Origin of the sequence: Nocardia sp. NPDC050175 (genome assembly GCF_044459885.1) — a bacterium.
Classification (GTDB): domain Bacteria; phylum Actinomycetota; class Actinomycetes; order Mycobacteriales; family Mycobacteriaceae; genus Nocardia.
In genome coordinates, this window is sequence record NZ_JBITJI010000001.1 from 618,858 (window position 1) to 643,243 (window position 24,386).

The following is a 24,386-nucleotide window of genomic DNA, read 5'->3' on the forward strand; positions in this document are numbered from 1 at the left end:
CTGGACGAGGCGGGCCACCCGGGCCTGCACTCAGCGGCGACAACCACACCGCCGCAACACGTTCGGAAAGGTTCCACTCGCATGACCACACCCAGAATCGCCATCATCGGCGGCGGCCCCGCCGGTTTGATGTGCGCACGCATCCTGCAGGGACATGGCATCCAGCCGACGGTGTACGACGCCGACGCCGCCGTGGACTCCCGCGACCCGGGCGGGACACTCGACCTGCACGCCGACGCAGGCCAGATCGCCTTGGAAGACGCCGGGCTGATGGACGCCTTCCGGGCGTTGGCCCGGGTCGAGGGCCAGGCCAAAACCCGCCGAGACCAGCACGGCACCGTCCTGGCCGCGTTCACTCCCGACGAGGGCGACGAGGCGGCTCCCGAGATCGACCGCGGCCAACTGCGGACCATGCTCTACGAACATCTGCAACCCGGCACGGTCCACTGGGGACACAAACTCCTGCAGGCGACCCCTGCCGAAAACGGCACGCACCGACTGGAATTCGCCAACGGCGCCAGCACGGAAGTCGACCTCGTCATCGGCGCCGACGGCGCATGGTCGCCGATTCGCCGGTTGCTCACCGACGCGGTGCCGGAGTACCTCGGCGTCTGCTTTCTCGACGCCCGATTCGACGACGTCGACACCAAACACCCCGAGATCGCCGCGATCGTCGGCGACGGCCACATGTTCTCCACCGACGGCGCAGGCCGCGCGGTGATCGTCCAGCGCAACAGCAACGGCGTGGTCCGCGGCTACGTGGCCTTCCGCGCCGAACTCGACTGGTATGTCACGGCAGGCGTGGACATCACCGACCGCGCGGCCGTCCGGGCCTACCTCTTGCGCGAATTCAGCGAATGGGCCCCGATCATGCGCCCGCTGATCACCGACAACGACAGCGACTACATACAGCGCAGCTTCTGGGCCCTACCCGCCCCGCTCACCTGGAACCACACCCCCGGTGTCACCCTGATCGGCGACGCGGCCCACCTGATGGCCCCGTTCGGCGGCCACGGCACCAACCTCGCGCTACTCGATGGCGCGGAACTCGCACACGCCATCAAAAAAGAGAACACCCTGGATGACGCGATCGCACGCTACGAGACAACGATGTTCGCACGATCCGCCGAAATCGCCGTGGGCTCGAACACCGCGCTCACCAAGTTCTTCGCCACCACATCCCCCGACGCACCACACCTTCCCCCAGACCAAGCGCAGGAGCACAAGAACTACGAGGCCAGGGCTGCCGAATATCGGCGCAGGCAAACCGAAAACGCATAGCAACCGATCCCCCAGAATTCAGAACTATGGGGTGTCGGGTCGGATTCTGCGGGGCTTGCCCATGCGCCGGATGCCAGCGGCCGGGGCGTCGTCACTGGCTCGTTTCCGGCGCAATGCGGCGAGGTCGATGACGCTCGCGTCTTGCTCGGCTCCGCTCGGATCATGCTCCGGTGCGCGGGCGGGGTCGACCGGCCAGGCTCCCGTCTCACCCTGCAGTTCCGATCGTGTCACGGGTCTGGTCGGTGCCGGGTCGAAGTGGGAGCCGCCCTCGGAACGCCACGTCTTGCGCGGACGCTCGCTGGCGTCCTCCGTCATACGCCGCGGGCGGTGCGGCAGCCGAATGAGTTTCGACGCGCCGTCGCCCGCCTCGGCCCGACCGGTCTCGGTCGCCATCAAACCTTCCAGCTTCCTGCGCAAACGTTCCACCGCATCGAATCTGTTTTCCCCTGGCCCGGGCAAAGATCCCGGATTTTCCCGCTCCGACATCGAGCTACCAGCCGACGAGTGCCATGGCACCCGCCGACGCCACGACCGTCGGTACCCCGAGCTGATCTCCGAACTTCGTCCTGCTCACATCACGCACATTCGCATTCTCCCCTAGTACCGCCACACTCGTTCCATACCCCCGTCCCCACTTCGCACCGGAGCCGGGTCTTCGGGATTCGACCTACGCGCAAATATCCGTCACAGTGACGAGTATTCAGGTCTGCTTAACCGGCTCGTAAACCTCCGCCTCGATTCCGAACGTCCATGCCACTCCTTCGCGAGCGGTGCGCGTCGCCGGCGGTACTCGTAGCCAGTAGGTGCGGTGGGTGCCGTCGGGTTCCGGAGTGGAATTGACGACCTCGACCATCACCACATCCTCATCTCCGACGAGCTCGATCCGCCACAGCACCCCGGTCTCGTCGCGATGTATCGGCCGCGCGCCCGATTCGTCGAGATAGCGGTCGTAGCCGTAGTACTCGAGCATGATGCGCCGGAGTTCGGCATTCTCTTCCTCGCGGATCCGCTCGGGCGTCAATGACCGCAGGCTGTCGAGGAATTCGGCGCTGACGGACATGCCGCGCCATGCGTGTAGTTCGAATCCGTCGGCGTAGGCCAGCGCGGGGCCGTCACCGCGGTCCAGGCGGCCCGCTTCGTCGCGGTGCAGTTCGGTGGGGCGTTCGCTGATCAGGGCGATGTTCTCGTAGGGCCACCACCAGCCTGCTTCCTGTGCGACCGCGGCCAATCCACCGAGTGGCGAGTCCGCGCCGGTGTCGAAGGCGCACAGCCATGCGGCATCGTGTTGGCCGAGTACCGCATCCAGCAGCAACAACTGGACGCGGGTGCGTTCCTTGCGCTCGCTTGCCGCGGCATCGATGACGCCGTCGCGGATTCGGTCGACGATGGTCCTGGTCAGCTCCCATAGGTCCGCGCCGGTGGTCTGCCAATGTTCATTGAAGGCTTTCGACCCCAATTCGGTGTGCAGACGGGCACGTTCGGCCGCCCACGGCGCGCTGCGCAGTGCTTCGCGCACACTGGCGCCGCGCTCCCCCAGCTCCCCGTCCGACAGCATCCGCACCGCTGCCAACGGCGAACCAGCCCACACGATTCGCGCGGGCTCACGCAGGCCCGCCAGTCGGTAGGCCGAACGCACCCCGGCCTCCGCCGCCGGCCGATCGCCGGCACCGGTCGTCGCCGAAATCGACCGCCACACATTGTGTTCCGTCACGTCTTCGCTCTTCCTGTATTCGTTCGAGGTTTCTGAGACCGGCTGTCAGTCGGCGACGATCCGTACCGAACCCGGCACGTACTCCCGTTGGCGCACCACCCGATACCACCCCTTCGGCAACGTGATGGCCGCATGTTCCTCGTGGACGACGCGCCCGCCCTCGGGTAGGTGCAGCAGCATCGGCCCGAACGCGCTCGCCTCGCGAATCAACCTGCCGGGACTCGGGATCGCGTGTGCGTGGCCGGTGACTTCGCCGAGCGCGAGGACCAATCGTCCGCGGGCGTCGCGGGGTTCCGACGCGGCGTGCACGGCCGTTTCGGGCACCGCGCTGTCCGCCAGCGGAACGATCAGAACGTCGCCTTGCCGATACATGTTTTCTCCTCCCACCACGGCCCGAAATCGGTGCCATGCCGAAGACCGTAGCGGCGGGCACCGACAAACCGTGCCCGGTTCCCGGCTTGTCGGTGGGGCTTGGTAGAAAGCAGCTGATCACTATCGACACAGGGCGAAAGGTGCGGCGACGCATGACCGTTGGGGAACACCTGGAAGAGTTCGGCGGCTTGCCCGCGTTCGACTTTCCGACCGACGATACGGACAGCGCGGACAAGCTGCCCGCGCCGGACTCGGTCGCCTGGCGCATCTCTGTCTTCGATGAGAACGATCCCTGGGTAGCGGCCTTCGACGAGTTCCTCGACGCTGTCGACAGCACTCAGGTGCAGGCGCTGATCATCGGTTGCTGGGGCGATGATTACAGCAAAAGGCCAGATGACTTGTTCGACGCGATAATCGCGGCCAAGGATCGGCTGCCCGCGCTGCGCGCCTTGTTCGTCGGCGATATGTCCTCCGACGAGTGCGAGATCTCCTGGATCCATCAGGGGACACCGACGGTGCTGCTCGAAGCCTTCCCTGAGTTGACGGAACTCGGTGTGCGCGGCGGCGAAGAACTGGAGTTCCCGGCGATACGCCACGAGTGCCTGCGAAAGCTGACCGTGGAAACCGGTGGTTTGGGCGCCGAGGCGGTACGCGGGATCGCCGCGAGCGACCTGCCCGCGCTGACCCATCTCGACCTGTGGCTCGGCGTCGCGGAATACGGCGGTGATGCCGACGCCACCGATCTCGCCCCCTTCCTTGCCGGGACCAGGCTGCCGAGCCTGAAGTATCTGGCCTTGCGCAACAGCGAGATCCAGGACGAGATCTGCGCCGCGCTGGCCTCAGCGCCGGTGGTGGCTCGTCTGGAGATCCTCGACGTTTCCATGGGTGTGCTCACCGACGATGGCGCGGCCGCCCTGCTCACCGGACAACCCCTCAGCCATCTGACTTTCCTTGACCTGCACCACAATTACCTCTCTGCGGAGATGCGTACTCGGCTGACCGAGGCACTCGAACCCGCCGGGGTGCGGCTGAATCTGGATCCCGAGGACGCCGAGGAACAGGAGGACGAGGACGACGGCTCCGTCTGGCGCTACGTCGCCGTCAGTGAATGAATCGAGGTCGATGAGACCGCCGCCGCGCTGGGTCGTCGTCGGCAACGGCGAGAATCGCCGGGTCGGGCTGTTCATCGACGCCGCGCGGTCGGCCGGTATGCCCGCGCCGCGGGTCGTCGAATGGCATGACGTACTGCGCGACGGCGGGCACGACTTCGCCGAGGACGAGATCGTTCGACTCGATTCTCCCGGCGAGCACCCGGCGGTGGACGAACTGCTGCGCGACGTGAAAGATCCGACCCGCGTGGAAGGTTCGGCACGGTGGTACGCGCGGTTCCTCGACGCGGTCGGGTCCCTGCGCGGCGGCATCCGGCTCGACGATCCGGCCGAACTGGCCGTGTTGTTCGACAAGCGGCTGTGCCATGCCCGCCTCGACGCCGCGGCGGTGCCGGTGCCACCGTCCCCTACCTCGGGTGCCGCAACGCCGGCAGCGGGCTGGGCCGACGTGCGGGACCGCATGCGGGACGCGGGCATGCGCCGGGTGTTCGTGAAACTCGCGCACGGATCCTCCGCATCAGGCGTGCTGGCGATCGAATCGAACGGCACGGGCCGATGGCAGGCGACCACATCGGTGGAGGTCGCGACCGACGGCCTACTACATAACTCCCTCAAGATCCGTTGCTACACCAGCGAATCCGAGATCGCCGCGATTGTCGACCGACTCGCACCTGACGGGTTGCACATCGAAAAGTGGGTGCCGAAGGCGTCGCTGGGCGGCCGAACCGCCGATCTGCGGGTGCTCGTCATCGCGGGCCGCGCCACCCACGCCGTGGTCCGCACGAGCCGGGCACCGATGACCAACCTGCATCTGGGCGGTTCCCGCGGCGACCTCGACGCCGTTCGCGCGGCGGCGGGCAATCGCTGGGACGAGGCGTTGGCGGTCTGCGAACGGGCCGCGGCGTGCTTCCCTGGCACCCTCTGTGTCGGTGTCGATTTGCTGCCCTCGATCGGCTGGCGTCGCTTCACGATCGGCGAGGTCAACGCGTTCGGCGACCTCCTTCCGCGCCTCACCGGACTACCGGAAGGTCCCGCCGCGGGCATCGACACCTACACCGCACAGCTGCGCGCAGCGCCCTATTTTATTGCTCCGCAATTGAATTCACCGGAGGTGAGCTATGCACCGGCCTGATATGAACGAGGTTGTCGGCCGCGATGACCTGCTGCTACTCACCCTCGATACGCTCCGCTACGACGTTGCGGTCGAGCTCGCGGCCGCAGGCAAACTGCCCACCCTGTCCGCTCACCTGCCCGACGGGAAGTGGGAACAGCGACACGCCCCGGGCAATTTCACCTTCGCCTCCCATCAGGCGATGTTCGCCGGGTTCCTGCCGACGCCCGCGGCACCTGGTCCGCACCCTCGGCTGTTCGCCGCACAATTCGCAGGCAGTGAAACGACTACGGACGGCACTTTCGTCTTCGACTCCCCCGATCTCGTGACCGCGCTCGCGGACCGCGGCTATCACACGGTGTGTATCGGCGGCGTGGGGTTCTTCAACAAACAGGGCGCGCTCGGCAACGTGTTGCCCGGGCTGTTCGCGGAAAGTCATTGGGAGCCGGACTTTTCCGTGGCATCGCCGAATTCGTTCGAAGCTCAGGTGGCCCGCGCCGAGAAAGTGGTCGCAGACCTCCCCGCCGAGCAGCGACTCTTCCTGTTCCTCAACGCCTCCGCGCTCCATCAACCCAACTGGTTCTACCTGCCAGGAGCCACCCGCGAAACCGGCGACAGTCGCGAAACGCACGCTGCCGCACTGCAATACATCGACGAACAGGTGGGCCGCCTGTTCGACGCGATGCGTTCCCGGCGGCGCTGTTTCGCGATCGTCTGTTCCGACCACGGCACCGCCTACGGCGACGGCGGCTACACCGGCCATCGGCTGGGCCACGAATCCGTTTGGACCGTCCCCTACGGCCATTTCTTCTTGGAGTCCTCCGCATGATCGACACCGTCGCGCTACCCCGGCCCTACCAGAACTACGTGTACGCGTACCCACATAAGACGGCGTACCGGCCGCTGATGCCGCAGCCTGCCCTCGCGGATCTGTGGGCAGGTCAACCGCGACAAGCACTTTCGCTGTATCTGCACATCCCGTTCTGCGAAGTGCGTTGCGGCTTCTGCAATCTGTTCACCCGCGTCGGCGCGCCGGACGGACTAACCGGCCGTTACCTCGATGCCCTCACCCGGCAAGCCCAGGCCGTGCGAGCGGCACTCGGTGACCGAGAACCCGTACATTTCGCGACTGCCGCGTTCGGCGGCGGCACACCGACCTATCTCGAGGCCGCCGAGTTGTCGCGGCTGTGCGATATCGCCGAGGTGCTCATGGGCGCCGATCTGCGGTCCATTCCCCTGTCGGTCGAGACTTCGCCCAGCACCGCCACCGCCGATCGACTCGCCGTACTCGCCGAGCGCGGGACCACCCGGTTGAGCATCGGCGTACAGAGTTTCGTCGACGAAGAGGCTCGCGCCGCCGTGCGACCCCAGCGGCGCTCGGAGGTCGAGGCGGCACTCGGGCGCATCCGCGACACCGACATCCCGGTCCTCAATATCGACCTCATCTACGGCATCGACGGACAGACCGAATCGAGTTGGCGACTATCCCTCGACGCGGCGCTGGCCTGGCGACCCGAGGAGATCTACCTCTATCCGCTCTACGTGCGCCCGCTGACCGGGCTCGGCCGACATGCCGATCCCGCTGTCGCCGACCTGGATTGGGACGAACAGCGGTTGCGCCGGTACGCCGAGGGCCGTGATCATCTGCTCGCGCACGGCTACCAGCAGGTCTCCATGCGCATGTTCCGTCGCACCGACGCCCCGCCGCAGGGACCCGACGATTACGCCTGCCAGACCGACGGCATGATCGGACTCGGGTGCGGCGCACGCTCGTACACCTCTGGACTGCACTACTCCTTCGACTACGCGGTCTCCATGCGGGAGGTGCGCACCATCATCGATACCTACACCGCCACAACCGATTTCAGCAGCGCGATACATGGTCGAGCGATCGATCGAGACGAGGCGAAGCGCAGGTATCTGCTCCAGTCCCTGTTGCAAGCGGACGGCTTCACCATCGCGGACTATCGACGGCAGTTCGGCAACGACCCGTGGCAAGATTTCCCCGCCGAGTTGCAGGTGCTCGGCGACCGCGGCTGGCTTTCCGACACCGAACCCGACCGACTGCGACTCACCGATGCCGGTCTCGCCTACTCCGACGCGATCGGCCCCGAATTCTTCTCTCCCACAGTGCAAGCGGCGATGGCCGCCTACGAACTGCGGTGACCCGTGGACCTGACGATTCTCTACCGCGGTCCACTCGCATCCTGCGACTACGACTGCCCGTACTGCCCGTTCGCCAAACGCCGGGACAGCACCGAGCAATTGCGGGCCGATCGTGCGGCCCTCGAACGATTCACCACCTGGGCGCACCAGCAGACCGATGACCGGCTCTCCATCCTCTTCACGCCGTGGGGCGAAGGACTGGTGCGTTCCTGGTATCGGCGAGCACTGGTCGAGCTATCGCACGCGCCGCATATCGACCGCGTCGCCATCCAGACCAACCTCAGCTGCCGCACCGACTGGCTGTCCGACGCCGACCCCGACACCATCGCCCTCTGGTGCACCTACCACCCAGGACAGACTCCGTACCAACGCTTTCTCGACAAGACCGAACGGCTCGCCAGTTCCGACCTCCGCTTCAGCGTCGGAATAGTCGGCATGCCTGAGCATTTGGAGCACGCGCAACGGCTGCGGGCCGATCTCCCCGGCCACATCTACCTCTGGGTGAACGCCGCCGAGGGCCACACCTACACCGATGACCAAGCCGAGCACTGGACCGCGCTCGACCCACTGTTCCCCTTCAGCCGTCACCCGCACAACTCCGCCGGACGGGCGTGCCGAACCGGTTCGTCGGTCATTTCCGTCGACGGCGACGGCACCGTCCGCCGCTGTCATTTCGTGCGAGACACCTTGGGAAACCTCTACGACAACTCATACCGCAGCGCACTGACGCCACGCGCCTGTCCACTCGCCGTCTGCGACTGCCACATCGGCTACGTGCACCTGGAAACACTGCCGCTCTACGACGTCTTCGCAGGCGGCGTCCTCGAACGCATCCCCACCCGAGCCACCACCGACCTCGCGATCCGCGCCTGAGGCTCGTTCTCATTACGTTGCAAAACTTACAGCTGTTACCTCTTGCCTCAGATCGGCTTACAGTCGTAGCCTTACATGCGTTACGTCAGAGGATCGCAGCATGGGAGTTCTTCGTATGTCCGCAGTCATGTCACAGGCAGTTCGTCGGCGCTGGTGGTGGTTCTTGTGGGGTCTGCTGACCGCGCTGGCGATCGGTATCGCAGCCTTCTTCGTGACGCCGTACCTGTTCGGCAGTTCGACCGTGCCGATCGACCGGGGCATCGTGGGGTACTACGCGAGCCTGGTGGTGCACGCAGTGCCGGCCGGTCTGGCGTTGATCATCGGGCCGTGGCAGTTCGTGCCGCAGTTGCGAATTCGTTTCCCTCGGTTACACCGGATAGCTGGCCGGGTGTACATGGTCTCGGTCGTAGCCGCCTCGGCCGCCGCGTCGTACGCCGCCGCGGTGACGCCGAGCGGTTTCCCGTTGCAGGTCGCGTTTTACATGCTGGTGGTGGCATGGTTGTACACGGCCGCGAAGGGTTATCGAACGATCCGCCGCCGTGAAGTGCAGTTGCACCGCATCTGGATGATCCGCAACTACGCGTTGACCTTCGCGGCGGTCACGCTGCGTCTATACCTGCTTGCCGGTACGGAAGTGGCGAAGTTCATCCCGTCACTGGAGTACCGAGACATCTATACCGCGAGCGCATGGGCCTCCCTCCTTGGCAATGTCCTTGTCGCGGAATACTTCATCATCCAGCGCACGCTGGCGCCATTGGCCCGCCGGGAGCGGCGGCAGCACGATCGCCCAGAGGCTCACTCAGGTGAAGTCCGCCGGAAGGTAGTCCTGCAAGGCGTCGCGAAAGTGGGCGAAGCGTGAAGTCCAGATCGAGAGGGTCGATCGGCGCTGCGGATGGCTACGGCCGGTACCGGCAGAATGGCCCTTGGTCCGGCGGCTGCGGCAGCGTGACCACTGGAAAGCAGAGCCCTGGCCCGGGTTTCGCCTGGTATGCATCCTGGATGGCCCCGATGACAGCCAGCAGCGCGATGATGCCGATCGCCACTCCTATCGACAGACCCATCATGAGCCTCAGCTGCGCGTTGCTCATCGCGTACCCCTATCGCCGGCCGATACCAGCTGAATCGCGTCTGACGCCACTGCGTTACGCGCGTCCGAGCCCTCCCACGCGCGAAACAGGTTGCGGGCACACCTGGTTGATTCCAGATGGGCGTAGTTTGGTCAGCGGACCTAAGGTCGTGCCGACCGTTCGTATTGTGCTGTGCCATAGCTGCTTATCGGAGGAATGCCGTGCGTGCTGAGGGAGACTCCTGGGACATCGTGAGCAGCGTCGGTGCCACCGCACTAGGCATCGCCGCCGCCCGAGCCATGGAGACCGCCAAATCCGACCCGCTGGTGCGCGACGAGTACGCCGCGCTCTTCGTCCGAGCCTCCGGTCACGAGCGAATGATCGCCATGCTCGAAGGCCCAGCGGCACAGGATGATTGGCTGCTCGGCTCGGGCATGATCGGCCTGCGCACCAAGTTCTACGACGACCATTTCCTCGCCGCGGCCGCCGACGGAGTACGCCAGGCGGTGATTCTGGCCGCGGGCTTGGACGCGCGCGCCTATCGGCTGCCGTGGCCCACCGGCACCGTCGTGTTCGAACTCGATCAGCCCGAGGTGCTCGAATTCAAGCGCCGGGTACTCATCGACAACGGCGCGCAGCCGTCGGCGGATCGACGCGAGGTCGCGGCGGATCTGCGCGCCGACTGGCCCGCCGAACTGCTCGACGCGGGGTTCGACGCGTCCGCGCCGACGGCGTGGCTCGCGGAGGGCCTGCTGCCGTACCTGCCCGGCGCGGCGCAGGAGGGCCTGTTCGAGCAGATCACCGAGATGTCCGCGCCCGGAAGCCATCTGGCCTTCGACTGGATCGGCGACTATCAGAATCTGGATCAAGTAACCGAGCACCAGGGCGACAACACCCAGAACTCACCGATGGCCGAGATCGATCTGAGCGAGCTGTTCTACACCGATCACCGCATCGAGCCGGAGGACTGGTTCGCCGCCCGCGACTGGTCGGCGAAACCGGAGAAGGTGCCGGCACTGGCCGCCCGCTACCACCGCGAACTGCCGCCGATTCCGGAACCGCTCGCGCCGATGTTCCACAGCTCGCGCTGGGTGACGGTCACCAAACCGCGCACAACTCCGTGACTTGGTCCGCACTCATTCGATGGGCCACAGGACAAAGCTAGGGAACGCGCGCCGCTCAGGCAGGTCACCGATCTCGTTGATCGCGGCTCGGATTTCACGAAGCTGGTCGACGGTCATCTGCAGTGGCGGCTCATCGGGCTGATAGGTCGTACGGATCGGGTAGTCCACGCCCGGTTCGGTGGTCATCTCGATATGGCAGCCGAGCACGTGCGTGACCGGTCGCCGGTCGGCGAATTCGATCAGTCGATCGATGCTGCGGGTGAAGGCCGACCAGTCCTGGATATAGAGCCGACCCCGATAGACCGTGTCGCCGGTGAGCAGGAACCCGCTCCACGGGTCGTAGAACGTGACCGCCGCCGCGTGGTGGCCGGGAGTCGCCAGGCATTCCAGCACGCGCCCGCCGAGATCGACCTGCACCACCGCGTCGGGATTCTCGTTGAATCCGAAGTACTTCCAGGCGGTGGCCAGATCAGCGCCGACCACCGTGGTGTCGGGTCGGTCGGTGAACTGACCGTCGCCCGCGACGTGATCGCCGTGCGAGTGAGTGTGCAACACCAGCAGCTCGTACCCCTGCCGCGGATTACGCACGAGCCAACCCTCGATCAACTCGTCGACCACACGGCGCAGCGGGAAAAACTTGGCAGACGCGGTGGCACCGGTGTCGATCAGCACCGCACGCGCGTTTCCGAACAGCAGAAACAGAAATGGGGCTTCGTAATTGACCGCCATGTTCTGCCGGAGGATGACGGTGTGCTCGTCGTAGCGATGAACCTGGATGTCGTCGTCGGTATTGTGCTTGGCCGACTCCGAGCCGTGGATCCACCGGACGTCCAACGCACGACGCTGGGGCGTTCTCCCAGCGAAATCGATCAGCGATGTGCCCGCGCTCATGACGCCTCGTGCGTCGTCTTGGCAGGCCGGGTACGGCGCATCTCGTCCGGGGCAGGCGCGTACAGCCGCCGCTGCGAAATTAGCACGGCACTGTAGGTCGGCCGAATGCCGTGCCCGCCAACAGATCCACGACCGCTACGGTCGCGCCGCGGCAGCACGGACATCGGAATCGGGATCGGCGGCCAAGCGGGCCAGCAGTCGGCGGGCCGCGCCGCCACGATATTTGCGCAACGCCAACGCGAGCACATAACGGACTTCAGGGTTCGGATGGTCGATCAGGTATGCGATGTCGCCGACATCGCCACGGCTGCGCCGGGCCAAGCCGTAGAGGGCGTCGATCAGGTCGTCATCGTCGCCCGCGTTCCGTAGGTTGTCCAGCAGTTGCGGTTTCGTGAGTGCCGGGGAGTCGATGGAGAGCCTGCGACGGAGATCGGCGGCCTTGAATGCCCCGCGCCCCAGACAGGCCGGACAGGCGCACGGCCGACGACCGTGCGCGTTCGGGTGATAGCGCCACCCCGTCACCTGCCGTACGTGCCGAACCCGATGCAGCTCGGCGGGGGCGATCGGACGGGGTACGACGATCTCATATCCGCGCGCGTCCTCGGCGTGCAGGATCAGCGAAACAGCCTCAGCCGCAGTCATTTCCGTCCCGGCTGCCGAGTAGTGCCCGACACGGACGAGTTCGTTGTCGGATATCCGGAAATGCACCGCGACGATCAGCCGCTGTCCCCCGCGCCGCAACTCACGCAACCACTGATTCGACAGCACATAGGACGGCATCACCGGCATACAGAACACCCCGCCGCCATAACCGGACGTGGCAATGCCCGCACGGCGGATTCGCCGAGCGTTCTTCTCCGGTGTCAGGTGCACCAACAGGGCCATAGCACTAACCGTAACGATCTTGTGCGATGGATCCCAGCCGATATAGGCGATGCCTACGCAGGGTATCGAGCGTCCCCTTCGTCTTTAGCGTGGTGCATATTCCAGAGCAGGTCGGCAAGATGAGCGGGGTCGACGGTAGGCACCTCCCAGAACGGCTCACCCGCGGCCTTGGCCCGCTCCATCTCGGCGTGCCAGGCACTGTTCTCGATGCCCGCACCGATATAAAGGCCGCCGACGTAGACGCCTTTCTCGGCCACCTCGGCATGCAACGCCTGGAGATAGTTGCGTTGTGCCGCCAAGGTAAGCCCGCCCGCGACGCGCGGATTGCCCTGCATGGCACTGGCTCCTTGCGCACTGAGGATCGCACCGTCTCCGCGAATGAGCATGGCAGGCAGGAACTCTCGCACCAGCTCGAGCAATGTGTAGACGCCGAGCCGCATGAGGTCTTGCACGCGCTGCGGCGTCAGGTCGAGCACCGGGACGAACCCGTCGGCCGCGGCCCCGTAATAGAACGCGTCGAGGTCGCCGACTGTCGCGCGAATCTGTGCGGCCAGTGCGGGAACGGCGTCGGTGTCGGCCAGATCGGCGGTGATGATGTGCGCTGTCGCACCCAACTCCTTGGCGAATAACTCGAGAGGTTCTCGACGCCTGGCGACGAGCACCACGTCGTAACCGTCTTGTGCGTAGCGATGCGCGACGGCTTGACCGAGGCGAAGTCCCCCGGTTGGGATACCTGCTCAAACACGCGGCCCTGCGCTACGGAGCACTGACTTCGACCGAACTCGCGCCGATCGGCATCGCCCCACAGGAGTGGGCGGGGCTGAACTGCCTGAACGAGCAGGATGGCCGCTCCCAAAAAGAGGTGGCAGAGCTGCTCGGAATCGACCGCACAACCATGGTCGCGTTGATCGACCAGCTCCAAGTCAAGGGCTGGGTCGAGCGTCGTCCTCATCCCGGCGACCGCCGCAAGAACACCGTCAGCCTCACCAAAAAGGGACGCGACATCTTGCGACGCGGCATGCGCATCATCGACGAGTGCGAACGAATGTTCTTGGCCGCGCTCGGCGAATCGGCCGCCGAACGGCTGAAGCACGACCTGCATACCGTGATCGTGGCCAACCAGTAGCAGCCGATCCGCGGCACCCGGCCGCCAATGCGCGCAGGTGTCGGTGGGTATCGGTAGCGTCTGGTGCTGTGGAAACTGGGGAACATATCCAAGAGCTCGCGGACCGCATCGTGGCGCTGCGCGATGCCTACTATCAGGGCTCGCCGCTGGTCGCCGACGCCGACTACGACGCGATCGAGGACGAACTACGTGCCCTGATCGAGGCGAACCCCGACCTCACGCCGGATCCGAATCCACTGGATCAGGTCGGCGCGCCCGCCGTGCCGCACGCCCCGATCCGGCACTCGCGGCCGATGCTGTCGCTCGAGAAGGCGACCAAGCCCGAGCAGGTCGAGGCGTTCTTCAACCGCTTCCCCGGCCAGTCGGTCGTGGTGATGCCGAAGCTCGACGGCCTGTCCCTGGCTTTGGTTTTCGAGGACGGGCGGCTGGCCCGTGCGGTGACCCGAGGCGACGGCACCACCGGTGACGACGTGACCATGCTGGTCCGCGCATTGGTCGACGGCATCCCCGAGCGGATCGACGTCCCCGGCCGGGTGGAGGTGCGTGGCGAGGCGGTGATGCTGCGTTCGACCTTCCTCGCCTACAACACGGCACATCCGGACAAGCCGCTGATCAATCCGCGCAACGCCGCAGCAGGCACGCTGCGGGCGAAGGACCCGGCCACGGTCGCCGAACGACGCTTGCAATTCTTCGGCTTCGACCTGGATACCGCTGACGATGATGCTGCCGTCGATCTGGAAGAGGGCCTTCGGGCGCTCGGGATCGCCGGAGCGCAGATGCGGCACTGTGCCGACGCCGAGCAGGCGCAGGCGGCGATCACCGCGATCGAACAGGGCCGCAACGATCTGGACTACGACCTCGACGGCGCGGTACTGCGACTGGCCGACCGAGATGCCTACGCGGCGGCCGGAACTCGATCGAATTCCCCGCGCGGCGCACTCGCGTTCAAGTTCGCCGCAGAAGAGAAGACCACGTTGCTGCGCGAGGTGATCTGGGACGTCGGCAAGACGGGCAAGATCGTCCCGGTCGCCTGGCTGGAGCCGGTATTCGTCGGCGGCACCACGGTCACCAAAGCGACGCTGGCCAATCAAGAGGTGATCAAGGCCCGCGACATCAAGGTCGGCGACACGGTGCTGGTCCGCCGCGCGGGTGACGTGATCCCGTTCGTCGCAGGCGTGCTCGATGCCGCCAAACGCACGGGCGAGGAGCTCGAGATCGTGCCGCCCACCGTCTGCCCCTCGTGCGAGCAGCCGGTGACCGAGCAGGGCAACAGTCGAGAATTGTTCTGCACCAACGTCGCCTGCCCCGCACAGACGGTGCGCAGGCTGATCCACTGGGCGTCGCGGGCGGCCGCGGACATCGACGCGATCGGTGGCGTGTGGATCGAACGCCTTGCCGAGGCGGGCATCCTGGAGAACCCGTCGGACTTCTACACCCTGACCGCGGAGCGCCTGCTCGAATTCGACCGCATCGGCGAGGTTTCCGCCGCGCGCATGATCGACTCGATCGACGCGAGCCGCCAGGTCGGCCTGCGCCGCGCGCTCATCGGCCTGGCGATCCCGATGGCCTCCGACGGTACCGCCGCGCGCCTGGCCCGCTCGGGCTTCGGCTCGCTGGAAGAGGTCGCCGACGCGGGCGAGGAACGCCTGGTCGCGGTGGAGGATATCGGACCGAAGGTCGCCGCCTCCCTCGTCGCACACCTCACCCGCCTGCGTCCGGAACTGGAACGGCTGCGCGAAGCGGGCGTCTCCCTCGACGTACGCGAGGAGGACCTGCCCCCGGTCATCGCAGCTGGCGCGCCCTTAGCAGGCAAGACGGTGGTAATCACCGGCGCCATCAGCGACCCACGCTCCGGCGAAAAGGTCGCCCGCCCAACGTTCCAACGCCTGTGCGAGCAGGCGGGCGCGACGGCAGCATCCTCGGTTTCGGCGAACACCGACATGCTCATCACCGGCGCGGGAGTCGGCGACAGCAAGCTGACCAAAGCGGAGAAGCTCGGCGTCGAGGTCGTCGACCAGGGCGAGATCTGGAACCTGCTGATCGACGCCAAAGTCGTCTAGGCCTCGCCGGGCCGCATGTTGTCGCGGTCGGCGGGACTCAGTCGTTGGTGGATGCCCCTGGTCCAGTCGCGGCGTACCGGGCGGCGAAGGTGCGGACGGCCTCGTCGACTACCTGAGCGACACGTTCGGCGCTCACCTCCCAGCCCGGCACCAGAAGTGTCGGCCAGAAGACGTAGTTGGAGATCATGCCCAGGAACTGGGTGGCCGCGAGGTCCACGTCCTCGACCCGTACCGTTCCCGCCGCGTGCTCGGCCAGGAGGTAGCTGCGTACGGACTCGAAATAGGGCATCTTCCCGTGCGAGAACTGCGCATGGGCCAGCTCAGGGAACCGCGGCAGCTCGGCGATGACGATCCGGAACAGGTCGGTCATCTGGGCACGGCCTAACAGCTCGGCGTAGCGGCGACCGATGATGCTGAGCCCGTCGACGACGTTGCCCGCCGGCGGCGGATCCACCTCGTCAGCGGTCGACCAGGACTCGGTCACGATGGCGTCGAACAGGGCGGCTTTGCTCGGAAACTGCTTGAACAAGGTGGCCCGCGAAACGCCCGAGCGCTCTGCGATCCGGGCCAGTGACGTCCGGTCGTAGCCCAACTCGAGAAACAGTGCGGTCGCGGCCGTCACGATCAGCGCGCGCTTCTCCTCGGCGACGCGCTGGTGGTATGTCGTCACGACACTGCTCATGGACCGAGTATACGAGGTGAGTGGCTTGACTCACCACTGCCACCGGCCTAATGTCGAGGCGATGGTGAGTCGACCGGCTCACCACTGGCCGCCGTTCATCACCGATGATCCCGGTCATTCACCCACGTACCGAAGGAACATCTGATGCCCCGCTTCGACAACCAGACCGTGCTCGTGACCGGTGGGACCGGCGGCCAGGGCTCGAGCCACGTGCGCGCCTTTCACGCGGAGGGAGCCAACGTGGTGATCGGCGGTATCGACGCCGAACGCGGCGCCACTCTCGCCGACGAGCTCGGGACCCGCGCTCGTTTCGCCCGCCTCGACGTCACCGACGAGAGCTCGTGGTCCGCCGCTGTGCTAGCCGCCGAGGAGGCCTTCGGCGCGCTGAACGTGCTCGTCAACAACGCGGGCGTGCAGAATCCGCCTGCAACAATCGAAAACACGGACCAGGCCACGTGGTCGCGCATCCTCGACGTCAACCTCACCGGGACCTTCCTCGGCATCAAGGTCGCAGCCCCCGCTCTGCGCCGCGCAGCAGGGGGAGCCATCGTCAACATCGCCTCGATCATGGGCCTGGGCGGCACGGCGCACTACGCGCCGTACATCGCCAGCAAGTGGGCCGTGCGCGGCCTCACCCGAACGGCAGCACTCGAGCTCGGCCGCGACCACATCCGGGTGAACACCATCCACCCCGGCGTGATCGCGACCCCCTTCATCCTCGAACCAGCAGCCGGCGCCACCGCGGCAATCGCCGACTTCTACTCACCCGAGCCGTTCGCCATCCCCCGACTCGGGGAGCCGACCGACGTCACCCGTCTTCTCCTGTTCCTCACGTCATCAGACGCATCGTTCATCACGGGTTCGGAGTACGTCATCGACGGTGGACTCCTCCTCGGCCCCGCCCTTCAGGCCGAGACCGCATGAGCACTCCAGACACGACCGGGTCGAACGACTCCGGACGGGACGCGTCTCTATCCCACCTGCCCAACCACATCCGACGAGCCATCGAGATCACCCCCGCCGCGGGCACCGGCGAACGGATCATCGACATCACGACGCTGGGGCGCCGCACCGGCCGAGCACGCCGCATCGAGATCTTCTTCTACCGAGCTGCGGGCACCACCTACCTGTGTAGCGGCGCCGGCGGTGGCGCGACCGACTGGTATGCGAACCTTCTCGCCAATCCCACCTTCACGTTCCACCTCGAGCACGGGATCCGTGCAGATCTGCCGGCGCGGGCCACGCCTGTCACCGACCCAGCTGAACGTCAGGCCGTGCTGGCGGAGATCGTCGCGGATCTCAATCAGCCCCACGACCCCGGCACCATTCGGCCGACTCGGCTCGAAGACTGGGCTGACAGTCGGCTGATGCGCATCAGCTTCCGCCATCGGCCGTGATCGCGGAACTCTAGGTCGGACATATCTCGCGTGCGCGCGGCCCGGCGGGTGCCGTATCGTGGCTGAGTCCCCGCCCCGAAGAATCCTTCGGCGGCGGTTCGGACTCCTGTTCATTCTGTAGAGGATTCGAGGTGGTGACTTATATCCCAGGCCATGTAACCGTCCGTGTACCCCCACGTCCTGATTTCTGACGTGTTCGGGGCGGACGTCGCGCTGGCCTGAGTTGCCGTCACCCATCCCTGCCTTTTCATTTCCGGGTGCAGCTCTGCCGACTGCCCCGAGTTTCGTGTTTTCGTGCGGCGGACGGCGAGTTCCCCGATTCCTGAACCAGGAGTCCTACCGTGAATTCCCGCGCGCTCGACGACGAGCAAACCCCTGAGCCGTCGGCTCATATCCCATCCGAGGCGTCGTCGAAGATGCCGACCGTCGCCAAGATCGCCCTCGCGGTCTTGCTGACCGGCGAACTCATGAACATCCTCGACGATTCGGTCGTCTTGACGGCCATCCCTAGCCTGCAACAGTCGCTCGGCGCCGGATCGGGCGCGGTGCAGTGGGTTACCGCGGGCTACGCGTTGACCTTCGCTCTCGGACTGATCACCGGTGGCAGGCTCGGCGACATCTTCGGCCGACGCAAGATCTTCCTGCTCGGCACCGTCGGGTTCACCCTCGCCTCACTGCTGTGCGGCCTCGCGGCCGGCCCCGGCCTGCTGATCGCCGCCCGGGTGCTCCAAGGCGGTGCGGCCGCCGTGATGATCCCGCAGGTCTTGGCAACCTTTCACGTCACTTTCGACGGCGCGAACCGCAGCAGGGCCTTCGGCCTCTTCGGAGCGGTCCTGGCGATGGCCAACGTCGCGGGTCCGGTGCTGGGCGGCGTGCTCACCGAGGCCGACCTGTTCGGGCTGTCCTGGCGGCCGATCTTCTTGATCAACGTGCCCGTCGGCCTTGCCGTGATCGTCCTCGGACGCAAGTTCATCACCGAGTCGACCGCGGCGAAGGCCGACCGCCTCGACCTCGCTGGCGTGCTGCTGTCCGCGATCGCGATGGTGCTGATCGTGTTCCCGCTCACCGAGGGCCACGCCCACGGCTGGCCGCTGTGGTGCTTCGCCATGTTCGTCGGCGGCCTGCTCGTGCTCGGTGTCTTCCTGCGTCACCAGCAGCGCCATAAGGACGATGCCCCGCTGGTGGCGCTGTCGCTGTTCAAGGGCAAGCAGTTCTCCGGTGGTTTGTCCGCGCAGCTGATGGTGGGTCTGCTGTGCGGCCTGTTCTTCATGACTTGGACGCTGTACCTGCAGCGCGGCCTGGGCATGAGCCCGCTGATGGCCGCCATGGCGTTCGTGCTGCTCTCGCTCGGCGAGCTGGCCGGTGCGATGACCGCGACGAAGACCGCCGGTCGCTTCGCACGCCGCCTGCCTCAGACCGGCGCGCTGATCGCCCTCGCCGCGGTGACGGCCTACGGGATCCAGATCAGCGGCGGGCGGTCCGATCTGACCTTGCTCGCGATGGCGGTCCCCGTGCTGCTGCTCGGGTTCGGTCTCGGCATGATCGGCGGACCGATCGCCGACCTGACGCTGGCGAAGGTTCCGCACGACAGCGCCGGTTCGGCCTCTGGCCTGTTCAACACCGCCTTACAGCTGGGCGCAGCCTTCGGCGTCGCCCTGACCGGGCTCGTGTTCTTCGCCGTCACCGGCGGCTCGTCCGCGAGTGCGCCCAACCGCGACGCGTTCACCGGTGTGCTGTGGTGGGTCGGCGGCGTCTTGATCGTCATGTGGGCCTTGATGTTCCTTCTGCCCAAACGCGTGGGGGTGGAAGCACCGCTCACTGCCCAGTAGGAATACTCATGATCCGATCTGGGATTCCCTGAACACTCGAAACCGCAAGCAAGACAGGGAAAGGGCTGCGGTAATGAGTGGAATGCGGAAGTGGACCGTGGTTACCGCGGCCGCGATTCTCGCGGTTCAGGTGCTGGATCTGGCGGCGCGGCTCCTGGTGGCTCCCGGTTGGATTTTCGCCTTTCTGTTCGTCTTCGGCGGACCGGTCTGGCTGCTGAGTTTCGCCGTTCTCGGCTGGATGGCGCACGGAATGTTCTCAGCCACTGGCGCTTTCGCGGGTGCGGCGAAGTTCCCTCGGATAGTCGTGTTGACGCTGCTGTGGGTGTATCTGGTCGGGCTGACGATCTTCTGCTGGTTTATGTCCGACGGCGGGGACGCCGATGATTGGCAGTCCCCCGCCGGGCGGCTGCTGGGGGTGGATGGGTACAACAGCCGCACGCCGGAGTACCTGAACCAAGCGCAAGCGCTCGCTATGCCCGCGTTGGGGATTGCGTTCGTTGCCTTGTTCGTCGCGTCGATCGTCTATGCGGCGACCAGCAGCCGCGCCGCCGCACCCCGCCCGGTCGGACTCACCCCGGACGGCGGGCGATAGGCGGCGTCAGCGTGCGTCGGCGAATATCTGCACGACTGGTCGTTGCGGGTCGTATGCGACCCAGCCGGGGTTCCCGGTTTTCGCGAAAGCGACCCAGGCGGAATGCATCTGGGCCGCGAGGCCGACCGGCACGTCACCGGGACCGAGCAGGCCGGTGTCCCCGCGCAGCCACGGCTCGTCGACCGTGTCGAACACGAACGGCAGCTCGACGGTGTGAGTAGCGCCGAGCCGCCCGTCCAGAGCCGTCGACCGGAACCCGAACGAGTAGACGTGTGTCCGACCAGCCGCAATCCGCGTGTGCGCCTGCACCATTCGCGCCGTCCCGGTCTCGAACAGGGCATCCCCGAGCACTGCGGAACGCAGCTCGCCCGGTGTCGCATCCGGCCGTTCCGCACGGAACTCGGCAACCGCCGCATCCGGGTCCGGATACACGCGAGCGGCGACAGCGAGCAGATCGGCCTCGGTCGAGGACTCCAAATTGCCTGCGGGCACGACATATAAGCGCCCCTCCTCGGTGTTGGTGCCGATCAGCAGATCGACGTCACCGGCCGGGCCATCGGCCAGACCGTCGGCAGGCTGAACCGGAAGCACCAGACTGAACGGGCTGAGACCGACCAACGGGTCCGTGGCGGTGTCGGTGCGCAGGTCCAAGCCGCCCAAGGCAGGCAGTATCGCCAGGAAACGCTCGTCCGGAATCGCGGCGAACGCCTCGGCAGTCGGTGCGACACCCAGCGCGGCGGCCGCCGCCGAGGTAACCCGCCGCGCCTGCTCCGGCGTGAAAGCACCAGTGCCATTACCACTTTGGATGATCGCCCGACGAAACAGACCCTTCGCCTCCGGTGCCGCGAGCAGAGCGCCGACGATCGTCGCACCCGCGGACTGACCGAACACCGTGACGTTCTCCGGGTCACCGCCGAACGTAGCGATCGTGTCGCGCACCCAGCCGAGCGCGGCAACCACATCGAGCAACCCACGGTTGGCCGGAGCACCTTCCAGGTCGAGGAAACCAGGAACGCCGAGGCGGTAATTCACCGTCACGAGGACAACGCCGTCGCGAGCGAAGGCGCTGCCGTCGTAGAGCGCGGCCCGGGTCGAGCCGGTGACGAACCCGCCGCCGTGCACGAAAACCATGACGGGTCGTTTGCCGCTGTCGGCGGCAGGCGTGCGGACATCGACGGTCAGGTACTCCGCGCCCCGCACCCAGCCCGGTCCGAAGTAGGGAATCATGTCGAGCTTGCCGAAATCGCGGGCGGGCTGGGGAGCCGTCGGCCCGGACTGAGTGCCGTCGCGGACATAGGACCAGCCCGGATGCGGCGCGGGCGGTGCGAAACGACGGGTTCCGGCCGGGGCCGCAGCATAGGGAATGGCACGGAAGAACTCACCGGACTCGTCGCGCCCGCCACGCACGGCGCCTGCCGGGGTTTCGACGACCGGGTCTGGATATGAAGGCATCGGGAAACACTTCCTAATCGGGGAGAGTTCAGGAGATGCGGGAGAAGCCCGCCCACTCTTTGATCGAGAACTTCGACCCGGTGCGCTCGACCGTCGCCGCACCTTGGCCGCCGAAGTGCGCGGGGAAGACCAGCGCGTTGGTCTCGGCGGCATTGCCGAGCAGCTTGTGCCGGGTGGCGCCGGCTTCGGCAGGGTCCTCGCAGAAGCAGGAGTTGATGTCCGGCTCCACGATCTGCAGCGGGGTGTGCATCAGGTCCCCGACGAACAGCGCCCGGTCGGTGCCCGACTCCAGGGTGAGCACGGACGAACCCGGCGTGTGGCCGGGCGCGAGATCGAGCCGCAGGTTCTTGTCGATCCGGTACGACCCGTCCCACAGGTGGGCCAGCCCCGCCTGGTGGATCGGCGTGACACTGTCCTCGAAGACGTTCTGGTTACCGCGGCCGAACACGGTGTCGGACTCGTTGACCGGGTTCCAGAACTCGAAGTCCCGCAACGGCATCAGGTAGGTGGCGTTCGGGAAGGTAGGTACCCAGGTCCGGCCGTCGAGGCGGGTGTTCCAGCCGACGTGGTCGATGTGCAGGTGGGTGTTGATGACAACGTCGACATCCTCGGGGCGCACCCCGGCGGCGGCGAGGTTGTCGAGGTAGTTCGTGTCGAGGCGGCTCCACACGGGTGCGTACGGCCGGTCCTTGTGGTTGCCGACGCCGGTGTCGACGAGGATCGTGCGCCCCTCGCTGCGCAGCAGCCAGGTCTGCAGCGCCGAGTGGCACTCGCCCGTCTCCAGGTTCCAGAAGTCGGGTGCGAGTTCGTCGCGGTGCTCCTCCCACGAGCCCTCGGGGCTGTCCGGGAAGAACTGGTCGGGGCCCATCTCGACCGTGCCGTAAAACTCCTTGATGCGGGTGACGGTGACGTCACCAAGCGTGATCTGTTCCATGTGGTCAAGCCTGGACATCGGGACGCGGACCAACCACTCCCGCTTTGTCCTACCACTGGCAGGGTGTGGCTGCGCCCCGACCCGTCCCGGGATACTGGAGAAATGGACGGACCCGGACCACTCGGCGACTTCCTCCAAGCCCGACGGGCGAGGCTGCGGCCGGAGGACGTCGGATTGCGCGAAACCGGACCCCGCAGGCGGGTGAGCGGTCTGCGCCGCGAAGAACTGGCCCAGTTGGCAGGGGTCAGCGTCTCGTATTACGCACGGCTGGAACAGGGGATGTCGCGCGGGGCCTCGGCCGAGGTACTCGACGCGGTCGCCCGCGCGCTGCTGCTCGACGACCACGAGCGCGAACACCTCGACCGCCTCGCCGACGCCGCGCGCCATACCCCCCGGGTGCGCCGACCACGGCCCGAGAAACTCGTCGACGAGACGCGCGACCTGCTGCGCGCCGTCGACGGCGTCCCGGCGCTGGTGCTCGGCCGACGCACGGACGTGCTCGCGTGGAACGCCCTCGGACACGCCCTGCTCGCCGGACATCTGGACTTCCACAGCCCGGACGACCCGGCGCGGCGGCCGAACATGAGCCGGATCGTCTTCCTGGACCCGCACTGCCGCGAGCTGTACGCGGACTGGAAACGCAAGGCGCGCGCGGTAGTAGGCAACCTGCGCATCGCCGTCGGCAAGCACCCGGACGACCCGCTGCTCGCGGAACTGATCGGCGAGCTGACGATGAAAAGCCCGGAGTTCGTGGCACTTTGGGGCGATCACCGCGTGACACCCTGCGACGCGGCGTCTTACGAACTGCACCATCCCGTCGTCGGCACCATGACGGTGACGCAGCAGACCCTCTCGATCGCCCGCGCCCCCGACCAGGCGCTGATCGTGTGCACGACCCCCGCGGGTTCGCCCGCCGAGGAAGCCCTCGCATTGCTCCGACAGGCGAGCGAGAGCGTTACCCGGACGACGTCAGCGACTGTATAACGCAGCGCTGCAAGCGGTTTGGATGTTTATGGCAGGTCGGAGAAGTGCACGTCGTGCGCTACGGCGGTCACCTGAAGCCCGTTGGGGCCCGGCTGAATGGCCGTCAGCTTCGCGCCGAGCGGCAGCTTCTGTAGCGGCACAACGAAGGTGAGGGTTCGGCGCAGCATCGCCAGGGGCATCGCTGGTCCACCTGCCGCCGACTGCACCGACACCGGCGTGACCTCGATCCCGTCGTCGGTCGGCGCGACGGTGACGACGATCGTCGCGGGCACCGGGATACCTTCCACCGAGAAGGTCCCGGTGACCCGCAGCCCGTCCGGGCTGTCGGACATCGACTCCACTCCCTTTGGCGCGTAACCCTTTACGGTGTCGTAGGGAACCACGGCCGTCGCCATCGCCGTCGCCGCAACAAGATTGGCTGTCCGGTTGTTGAGCAGGTCGGTCAGCGGCGCGGCCACGTCGGTCAGCGTGACATCGAGGTTGCGCACGGAGAGGTTCTGCTCGCTCCAGTCGCCCACCCGGATGCCGATGTCGTGATACTTGCCGTCCAGCGCCTGGGTCAGGAAGGGAACGCCGCGAATATCGACGCTCGGTTGCTGCGGAAGCTTGTAGTCTGCCGCGATCTTGCGGCCGATCTCGTTCTGCGCCAGCACGACCGTGACCCGGTCGCCGACGACCAGCGCGATCGCCAGCACAATGATCAATATCAGAAATGCGCGCATGCGCTCACCGGCTCGGTC

General features: G+C 66.5%; 26 protein-coding genes and 1 riboswitch. Of the genes, 15 read left to right on the top strand and 11 right to left on the bottom strand.

From position 1 onward, the window contains the following. Positions 1-81: 81 nt before the first annotated feature. Positions 82-1,281, top strand: coding sequence for an FAD-dependent oxidoreductase (locus ACIBK2_RS02780; protein WP_396962912.1), 1,200 nt, complete (start codon positions 82-84; stop codon positions 1,279-1,281). A gap of 24 nt (positions 1,282-1,305) precedes the next feature. Here ACIBK2_RS02780 and ACIBK2_RS02785 read toward each other — a convergent pair whose 3' ends face one another. From ACIBK2_RS02785 to ACIBK2_RS02795, 3 genes are all read right to left on the bottom strand, one after another. Beyond that, complete coding sequence (locus ACIBK2_RS02785; RefSeq protein WP_396962914.1) at positions 1,306-1,674, bottom strand: hypothetical protein; 369 nt, start codon at positions 1,672-1,674, stop codon at positions 1,306-1,308. Positions 1,675-1,981: 307 nt separating this feature from the next. Next, positions 1,982-2,992 (bottom strand): DUF6745 domain-containing protein, encoded by a 1,011-nt coding sequence (locus ACIBK2_RS02790; RefSeq protein ID WP_396962916.1) that lies wholly within the window; start codon positions 2,990-2,992, stop codon positions 1,982-1,984. A gap of 45 nt (positions 2,993-3,037) precedes the next feature. Further along, positions 3,038-3,364 (bottom strand): hypothetical protein, encoded by a 327-nt coding sequence (locus tag ACIBK2_RS02795; protein WP_396962918.1) that lies wholly within the window; start codon positions 3,362-3,364, stop codon positions 3,038-3,040. A gap of 152 nt (positions 3,365-3,516) precedes the next feature. On the opposite strand from ACIBK2_RS02795, the gene ACIBK2_RS02800 reads away from it, so the two are divergent. The 6 genes from ACIBK2_RS02800 (at position 3,517) to ACIBK2_RS02825 (ending at position 9,482) form a co-directional block, all read left to right on the top strand. Beyond that, positions 3,517-4,476 carry an STM4015 family protein gene (locus tag ACIBK2_RS02800; protein WP_396962920.1) on the top strand — a complete coding sequence of 320 codons (960 nt, stop codon included), beginning with the start codon at positions 3,517-3,519 and terminating at the stop codon, positions 4,474-4,476. A gap of 10 nt (positions 4,477-4,486) precedes the next feature. Continuing rightward, positions 4,487-5,605: an STM4014 family protein gene (locus ACIBK2_RS02805; protein WP_396962922.1), complete on the top strand. Its 1,119-nt coding sequence runs from the start codon at positions 4,487-4,489 to the stop codon at positions 5,603-5,605. A gap of 1 nt (position 5,606) precedes the next feature. Continuing rightward, positions 5,607-6,413, top strand: a complete 807-nt coding sequence (locus ACIBK2_RS02810) for an STM4013/SEN3800 family hydrolase (protein ID WP_396962924.1) — start codon at positions 5,607-5,609, stop codon at positions 6,411-6,413. Next, on the top strand, positions 6,410-7,750 hold the full coding sequence (locus ACIBK2_RS02815) for an STM4012 family radical SAM protein (protein ID WP_396962926.1): 1,341 nt from the start codon (positions 6,410-6,412) through the stop codon (positions 7,748-7,750). Before ACIBK2_RS02810 ends, ACIBK2_RS02815 begins: the two co-directional genes overlap by 4 nt. Before the next feature lie 3 nt (positions 7,751-7,753). Further along, positions 7,754-8,623 (top strand): STM4011 family radical SAM protein, encoded by an 870-nt coding sequence (locus tag ACIBK2_RS02820; protein WP_396962928.1) that lies wholly within the window; start codon positions 7,754-7,756, stop codon positions 8,621-8,623. 100 nt (positions 8,624-8,723) lie between these two features. Further along, a complete protein-coding gene (locus ACIBK2_RS02825; protein ID WP_396962930.1) occupies positions 8,724-9,482 on the top strand; it encodes a DUF2306 domain-containing protein in 759 nt (252 codons plus the stop codon). A 37-nt stretch (positions 9,483-9,519) separates the two neighbouring features. Here ACIBK2_RS02825 and ACIBK2_RS02830 read toward each other — a convergent pair whose 3' ends face one another. After that, a complete protein-coding gene (locus ACIBK2_RS02830; RefSeq protein WP_396962932.1) occupies positions 9,520-9,711 on the bottom strand; it encodes a hypothetical protein in 192 nt (63 codons plus the stop codon). A gap of 200 nt (positions 9,712-9,911) precedes the next feature. On the opposite strand from ACIBK2_RS02830, the gene ACIBK2_RS02835 reads away from it, so the two are divergent. After that, positions 9,912-10,814: a class I SAM-dependent methyltransferase gene (locus ACIBK2_RS02835; RefSeq protein WP_396962934.1), complete on the top strand. Its 903-nt coding sequence runs from the start codon at positions 9,912-9,914 to the stop codon at positions 10,812-10,814. Positions 10,815-10,826: 12 nt separating this feature from the next. Here the strand turns inward: ACIBK2_RS02835 and ACIBK2_RS02840 are convergent, their stop codons facing one another. The 3 genes from ACIBK2_RS02840 to ACIBK2_RS02850 form a co-directional block, all read right to left on the bottom strand. Further along, the gene (locus ACIBK2_RS02840; RefSeq protein ID WP_396962936.1) at positions 10,827-11,705 is read right to left on the bottom strand and encodes an MBL fold metallo-hydrolase; all 879 of its coding nucleotides are present in this window, start codon (positions 11,703-11,705) and stop codon (positions 10,827-10,829) included. Between the two features lie 7 nt (positions 11,706-11,712). Further along, a riboswitch (guanidine-III (ykkC-III) riboswitch) is annotated at positions 11,713-11,780 on the bottom strand. Between the two features lie 60 nt (positions 11,781-11,840). Continuing rightward, entirely contained in the window at positions 11,841-12,590 is a 750-nt protein-coding gene (locus ACIBK2_RS02845; protein WP_396962938.1) for a HEAT repeat domain-containing protein, read from the bottom strand. A gap of 53 nt (positions 12,591-12,643) precedes the next feature. Further along, positions 12,644-13,321: an SDR family NAD(P)-dependent oxidoreductase gene (locus tag ACIBK2_RS02850; protein ID WP_396964013.1), complete on the bottom strand. Its 678-nt coding sequence runs from the start codon at positions 13,319-13,321 to the stop codon at positions 12,644-12,646. Here ACIBK2_RS02850 and ACIBK2_RS02855 point away from each other — a divergent pair. Beyond that, positions 13,315-13,716 (top strand): MarR family winged helix-turn-helix transcriptional regulator, encoded by a 402-nt coding sequence (locus ACIBK2_RS02855; protein WP_396962940.1) that lies wholly within the window; start codon positions 13,315-13,317, stop codon positions 13,714-13,716. The genes ACIBK2_RS02850 and ACIBK2_RS02855 overlap by 7 nt on opposite strands. Before the next feature lie 68 nt (positions 13,717-13,784). Next, on the top strand, positions 13,785-15,776 hold the full coding sequence (gene ligA, locus ACIBK2_RS02860; protein WP_396962942.1) for an NAD-dependent DNA ligase LigA: 1,992 nt from the start codon (positions 13,785-13,787) through the stop codon (positions 15,774-15,776). 37 nt (positions 15,777-15,813) lie between these two features. On the opposite strand, the gene ACIBK2_RS02865 is transcribed toward ligA, so the two are convergent. Further along, the gene (locus tag ACIBK2_RS02865) at positions 15,814-16,458 is read right to left on the bottom strand and encodes a TetR/AcrR family transcriptional regulator (RefSeq protein WP_396962944.1); all 645 of its coding nucleotides are present in this window, start codon (positions 16,456-16,458) and stop codon (positions 15,814-15,816) included. Between the two features lie 144 nt (positions 16,459-16,602). Between ACIBK2_RS02865 and ACIBK2_RS02870 the strand changes: the two genes are divergently transcribed. From ACIBK2_RS02870 to ACIBK2_RS02885, 4 genes are all read left to right on the top strand, one after another. Beyond that, entirely contained in the window at positions 16,603-17,382 is a 780-nt protein-coding gene (locus ACIBK2_RS02870; protein WP_396962946.1) for an SDR family oxidoreductase, read from the top strand. After that, complete coding sequence (locus ACIBK2_RS02875; protein ID WP_396962948.1) at positions 17,379-17,855, top strand: nitroreductase/quinone reductase family protein; 477 nt, start codon at positions 17,379-17,381, stop codon at positions 17,853-17,855. The genes ACIBK2_RS02870 and ACIBK2_RS02875 overlap by 4 nt, the downstream gene beginning before the upstream one ends. A 341-nt stretch (positions 17,856-18,196) precedes the next feature. Next, on the top strand, positions 18,197-19,684 hold the full coding sequence (locus tag ACIBK2_RS02880) for an MFS transporter (protein WP_396962950.1): 1,488 nt from the start codon (positions 18,197-18,199) through the stop codon (positions 19,682-19,684). Positions 19,685-19,766: 82 nt separating this feature from the next. Next, positions 19,767-20,276, top strand: coding sequence for a hypothetical protein (locus ACIBK2_RS02885; protein ID WP_396962952.1), 510 nt, complete (start codon positions 19,767-19,769; stop codon positions 20,274-20,276). Between the two features lie 6 nt (positions 20,277-20,282). Here ACIBK2_RS02885 and ACIBK2_RS02890 read toward each other — a convergent pair whose 3' ends face one another. Beyond that, the gene (locus tag ACIBK2_RS02890) at positions 20,283-21,728 is read right to left on the bottom strand and encodes a carboxylesterase/lipase family protein (protein ID WP_396962954.1); all 1,446 of its coding nucleotides are present in this window, start codon (positions 21,726-21,728) and stop codon (positions 20,283-20,285) included. Between the two features lie 28 nt (positions 21,729-21,756). Then, positions 21,757-22,662: an MBL fold metallo-hydrolase gene (locus tag ACIBK2_RS02895; RefSeq protein WP_396962956.1), complete on the bottom strand. Its 906-nt coding sequence runs from the start codon at positions 22,660-22,662 to the stop codon at positions 21,757-21,759. Positions 22,663-22,764: 102 nt separating this feature from the next. On the opposite strand from ACIBK2_RS02895, the gene ACIBK2_RS02900 reads away from it, so the two are divergent. Continuing rightward, a complete protein-coding gene (locus tag ACIBK2_RS02900; protein ID WP_396962958.1) occupies positions 22,765-23,646 on the top strand; it encodes a helix-turn-helix domain-containing protein in 882 nt (293 codons plus the stop codon). 26 nt (positions 23,647-23,672) lie between these two features. Here the strand turns inward: ACIBK2_RS02900 and ACIBK2_RS02905 are convergent, their stop codons facing one another. Beyond that, on the bottom strand, positions 23,673-24,368 hold the full coding sequence (locus tag ACIBK2_RS02905) for a DUF2993 domain-containing protein (RefSeq protein WP_396962960.1): 696 nt from the start codon (positions 24,366-24,368) through the stop codon (positions 23,673-23,675). Between the last annotated feature and the right edge of the window lie 18 nt (positions 24,369-24,386).

Bases quoted from the DNA above. Each gene is read 5' to 3' on its own strand.
- ACIBK2_RS02780 (WP_396962912.1), top strand. From the start codon at position 82: ATGACCACACCCAGAATCGCCATCATCGGCGGCGGCCCCGCCGGTTTG.
- ACIBK2_RS02785 (WP_396962914.1), bottom strand. From the start codon at position 1,674: ATGGCGACCGAGACCGGTCGGGCCGAGGCGGGCGACGGCGCGTCGAAA.
- ACIBK2_RS02795 (WP_396962918.1), bottom strand. From the start codon at position 3,364: ATGTATCGGCAAGGCGACGTTCTGATCGTTCCGCTGGCGGACAGCGCG.
- ACIBK2_RS02800 (WP_396962920.1), top strand. From the start codon at position 3,517: ATGACCGTTGGGGAACACCTGGAAGAGTTCGGCGGCTTGCCCGCGTTC.
- ACIBK2_RS02805 (WP_396962922.1), top strand. From the start codon at position 4,487: ATGAGACCGCCGCCGCGCTGGGTCGTCGTCGGCAACGGCGAGAATCGC.
- ACIBK2_RS02810 (WP_396962924.1), top strand. From the start codon at position 5,607: ATGAACGAGGTTGTCGGCCGCGATGACCTGCTGCTACTCACCCTCGAT.
- ACIBK2_RS02815 (WP_396962926.1), top strand. From the start codon at position 6,410: ATGATCGACACCGTCGCGCTACCCCGGCCCTACCAGAACTACGTGTAC.
- ACIBK2_RS02825 (WP_396962930.1), top strand. From the start codon at position 8,724: ATGGGAGTTCTTCGTATGTCCGCAGTCATGTCACAGGCAGTTCGTCGG.
- ACIBK2_RS02830 (WP_396962932.1), bottom strand. From the start codon at position 9,711: ATGAGCAACGCGCAGCTGAGGCTCATGATGGGTCTGTCGATAGGAGTG.
- ACIBK2_RS02840 (WP_396962936.1), bottom strand. From the start codon at position 11,705: ATGAGCGCGGGCACATCGCTGATCGATTTCGCTGGGAGAACGCCCCAG.
- ACIBK2_RS02845 (WP_396962938.1), bottom strand. From the start codon at position 12,590: ATGGCCCTGTTGGTGCACCTGACACCGGAGAAGAACGCTCGGCGAATC.
- ACIBK2_RS02865 (WP_396962944.1), bottom strand. From the start codon at position 16,458: ATGAGCAGTGTCGTGACGACATACCACCAGCGCGTCGCCGAGGAGAAG.
- ACIBK2_RS02870 (WP_396962946.1), top strand. From the start codon at position 16,603: ATGCCCCGCTTCGACAACCAGACCGTGCTCGTGACCGGTGGGACCGGC.
- ACIBK2_RS02875 (WP_396962948.1), top strand. From the start codon at position 17,379: ATGAGCACTCCAGACACGACCGGGTCGAACGACTCCGGACGGGACGCG.
- ACIBK2_RS02885 (WP_396962952.1), top strand. From the start codon at position 19,767: ATGCGGAAGTGGACCGTGGTTACCGCGGCCGCGATTCTCGCGGTTCAG.
- ACIBK2_RS02890 (WP_396962954.1), bottom strand. From the start codon at position 21,728: ATGCCTTCATATCCAGACCCGGTCGTCGAAACCCCGGCAGGCGCCGTG.
- ACIBK2_RS02895 (WP_396962956.1), bottom strand. From the start codon at position 22,662: ATGGAACAGATCACGCTTGGTGACGTCACCGTCACCCGCATCAAGGAG.
- ACIBK2_RS02900 (WP_396962958.1), top strand. From the start codon at position 22,765: ATGGACGGACCCGGACCACTCGGCGACTTCCTCCAAGCCCGACGGGCG.
- ACIBK2_RS02905 (WP_396962960.1), bottom strand. From the start codon at position 24,368: ATGCGCGCATTTCTGATATTGATCATTGTGCTGGCGATCGCGCTGGTC.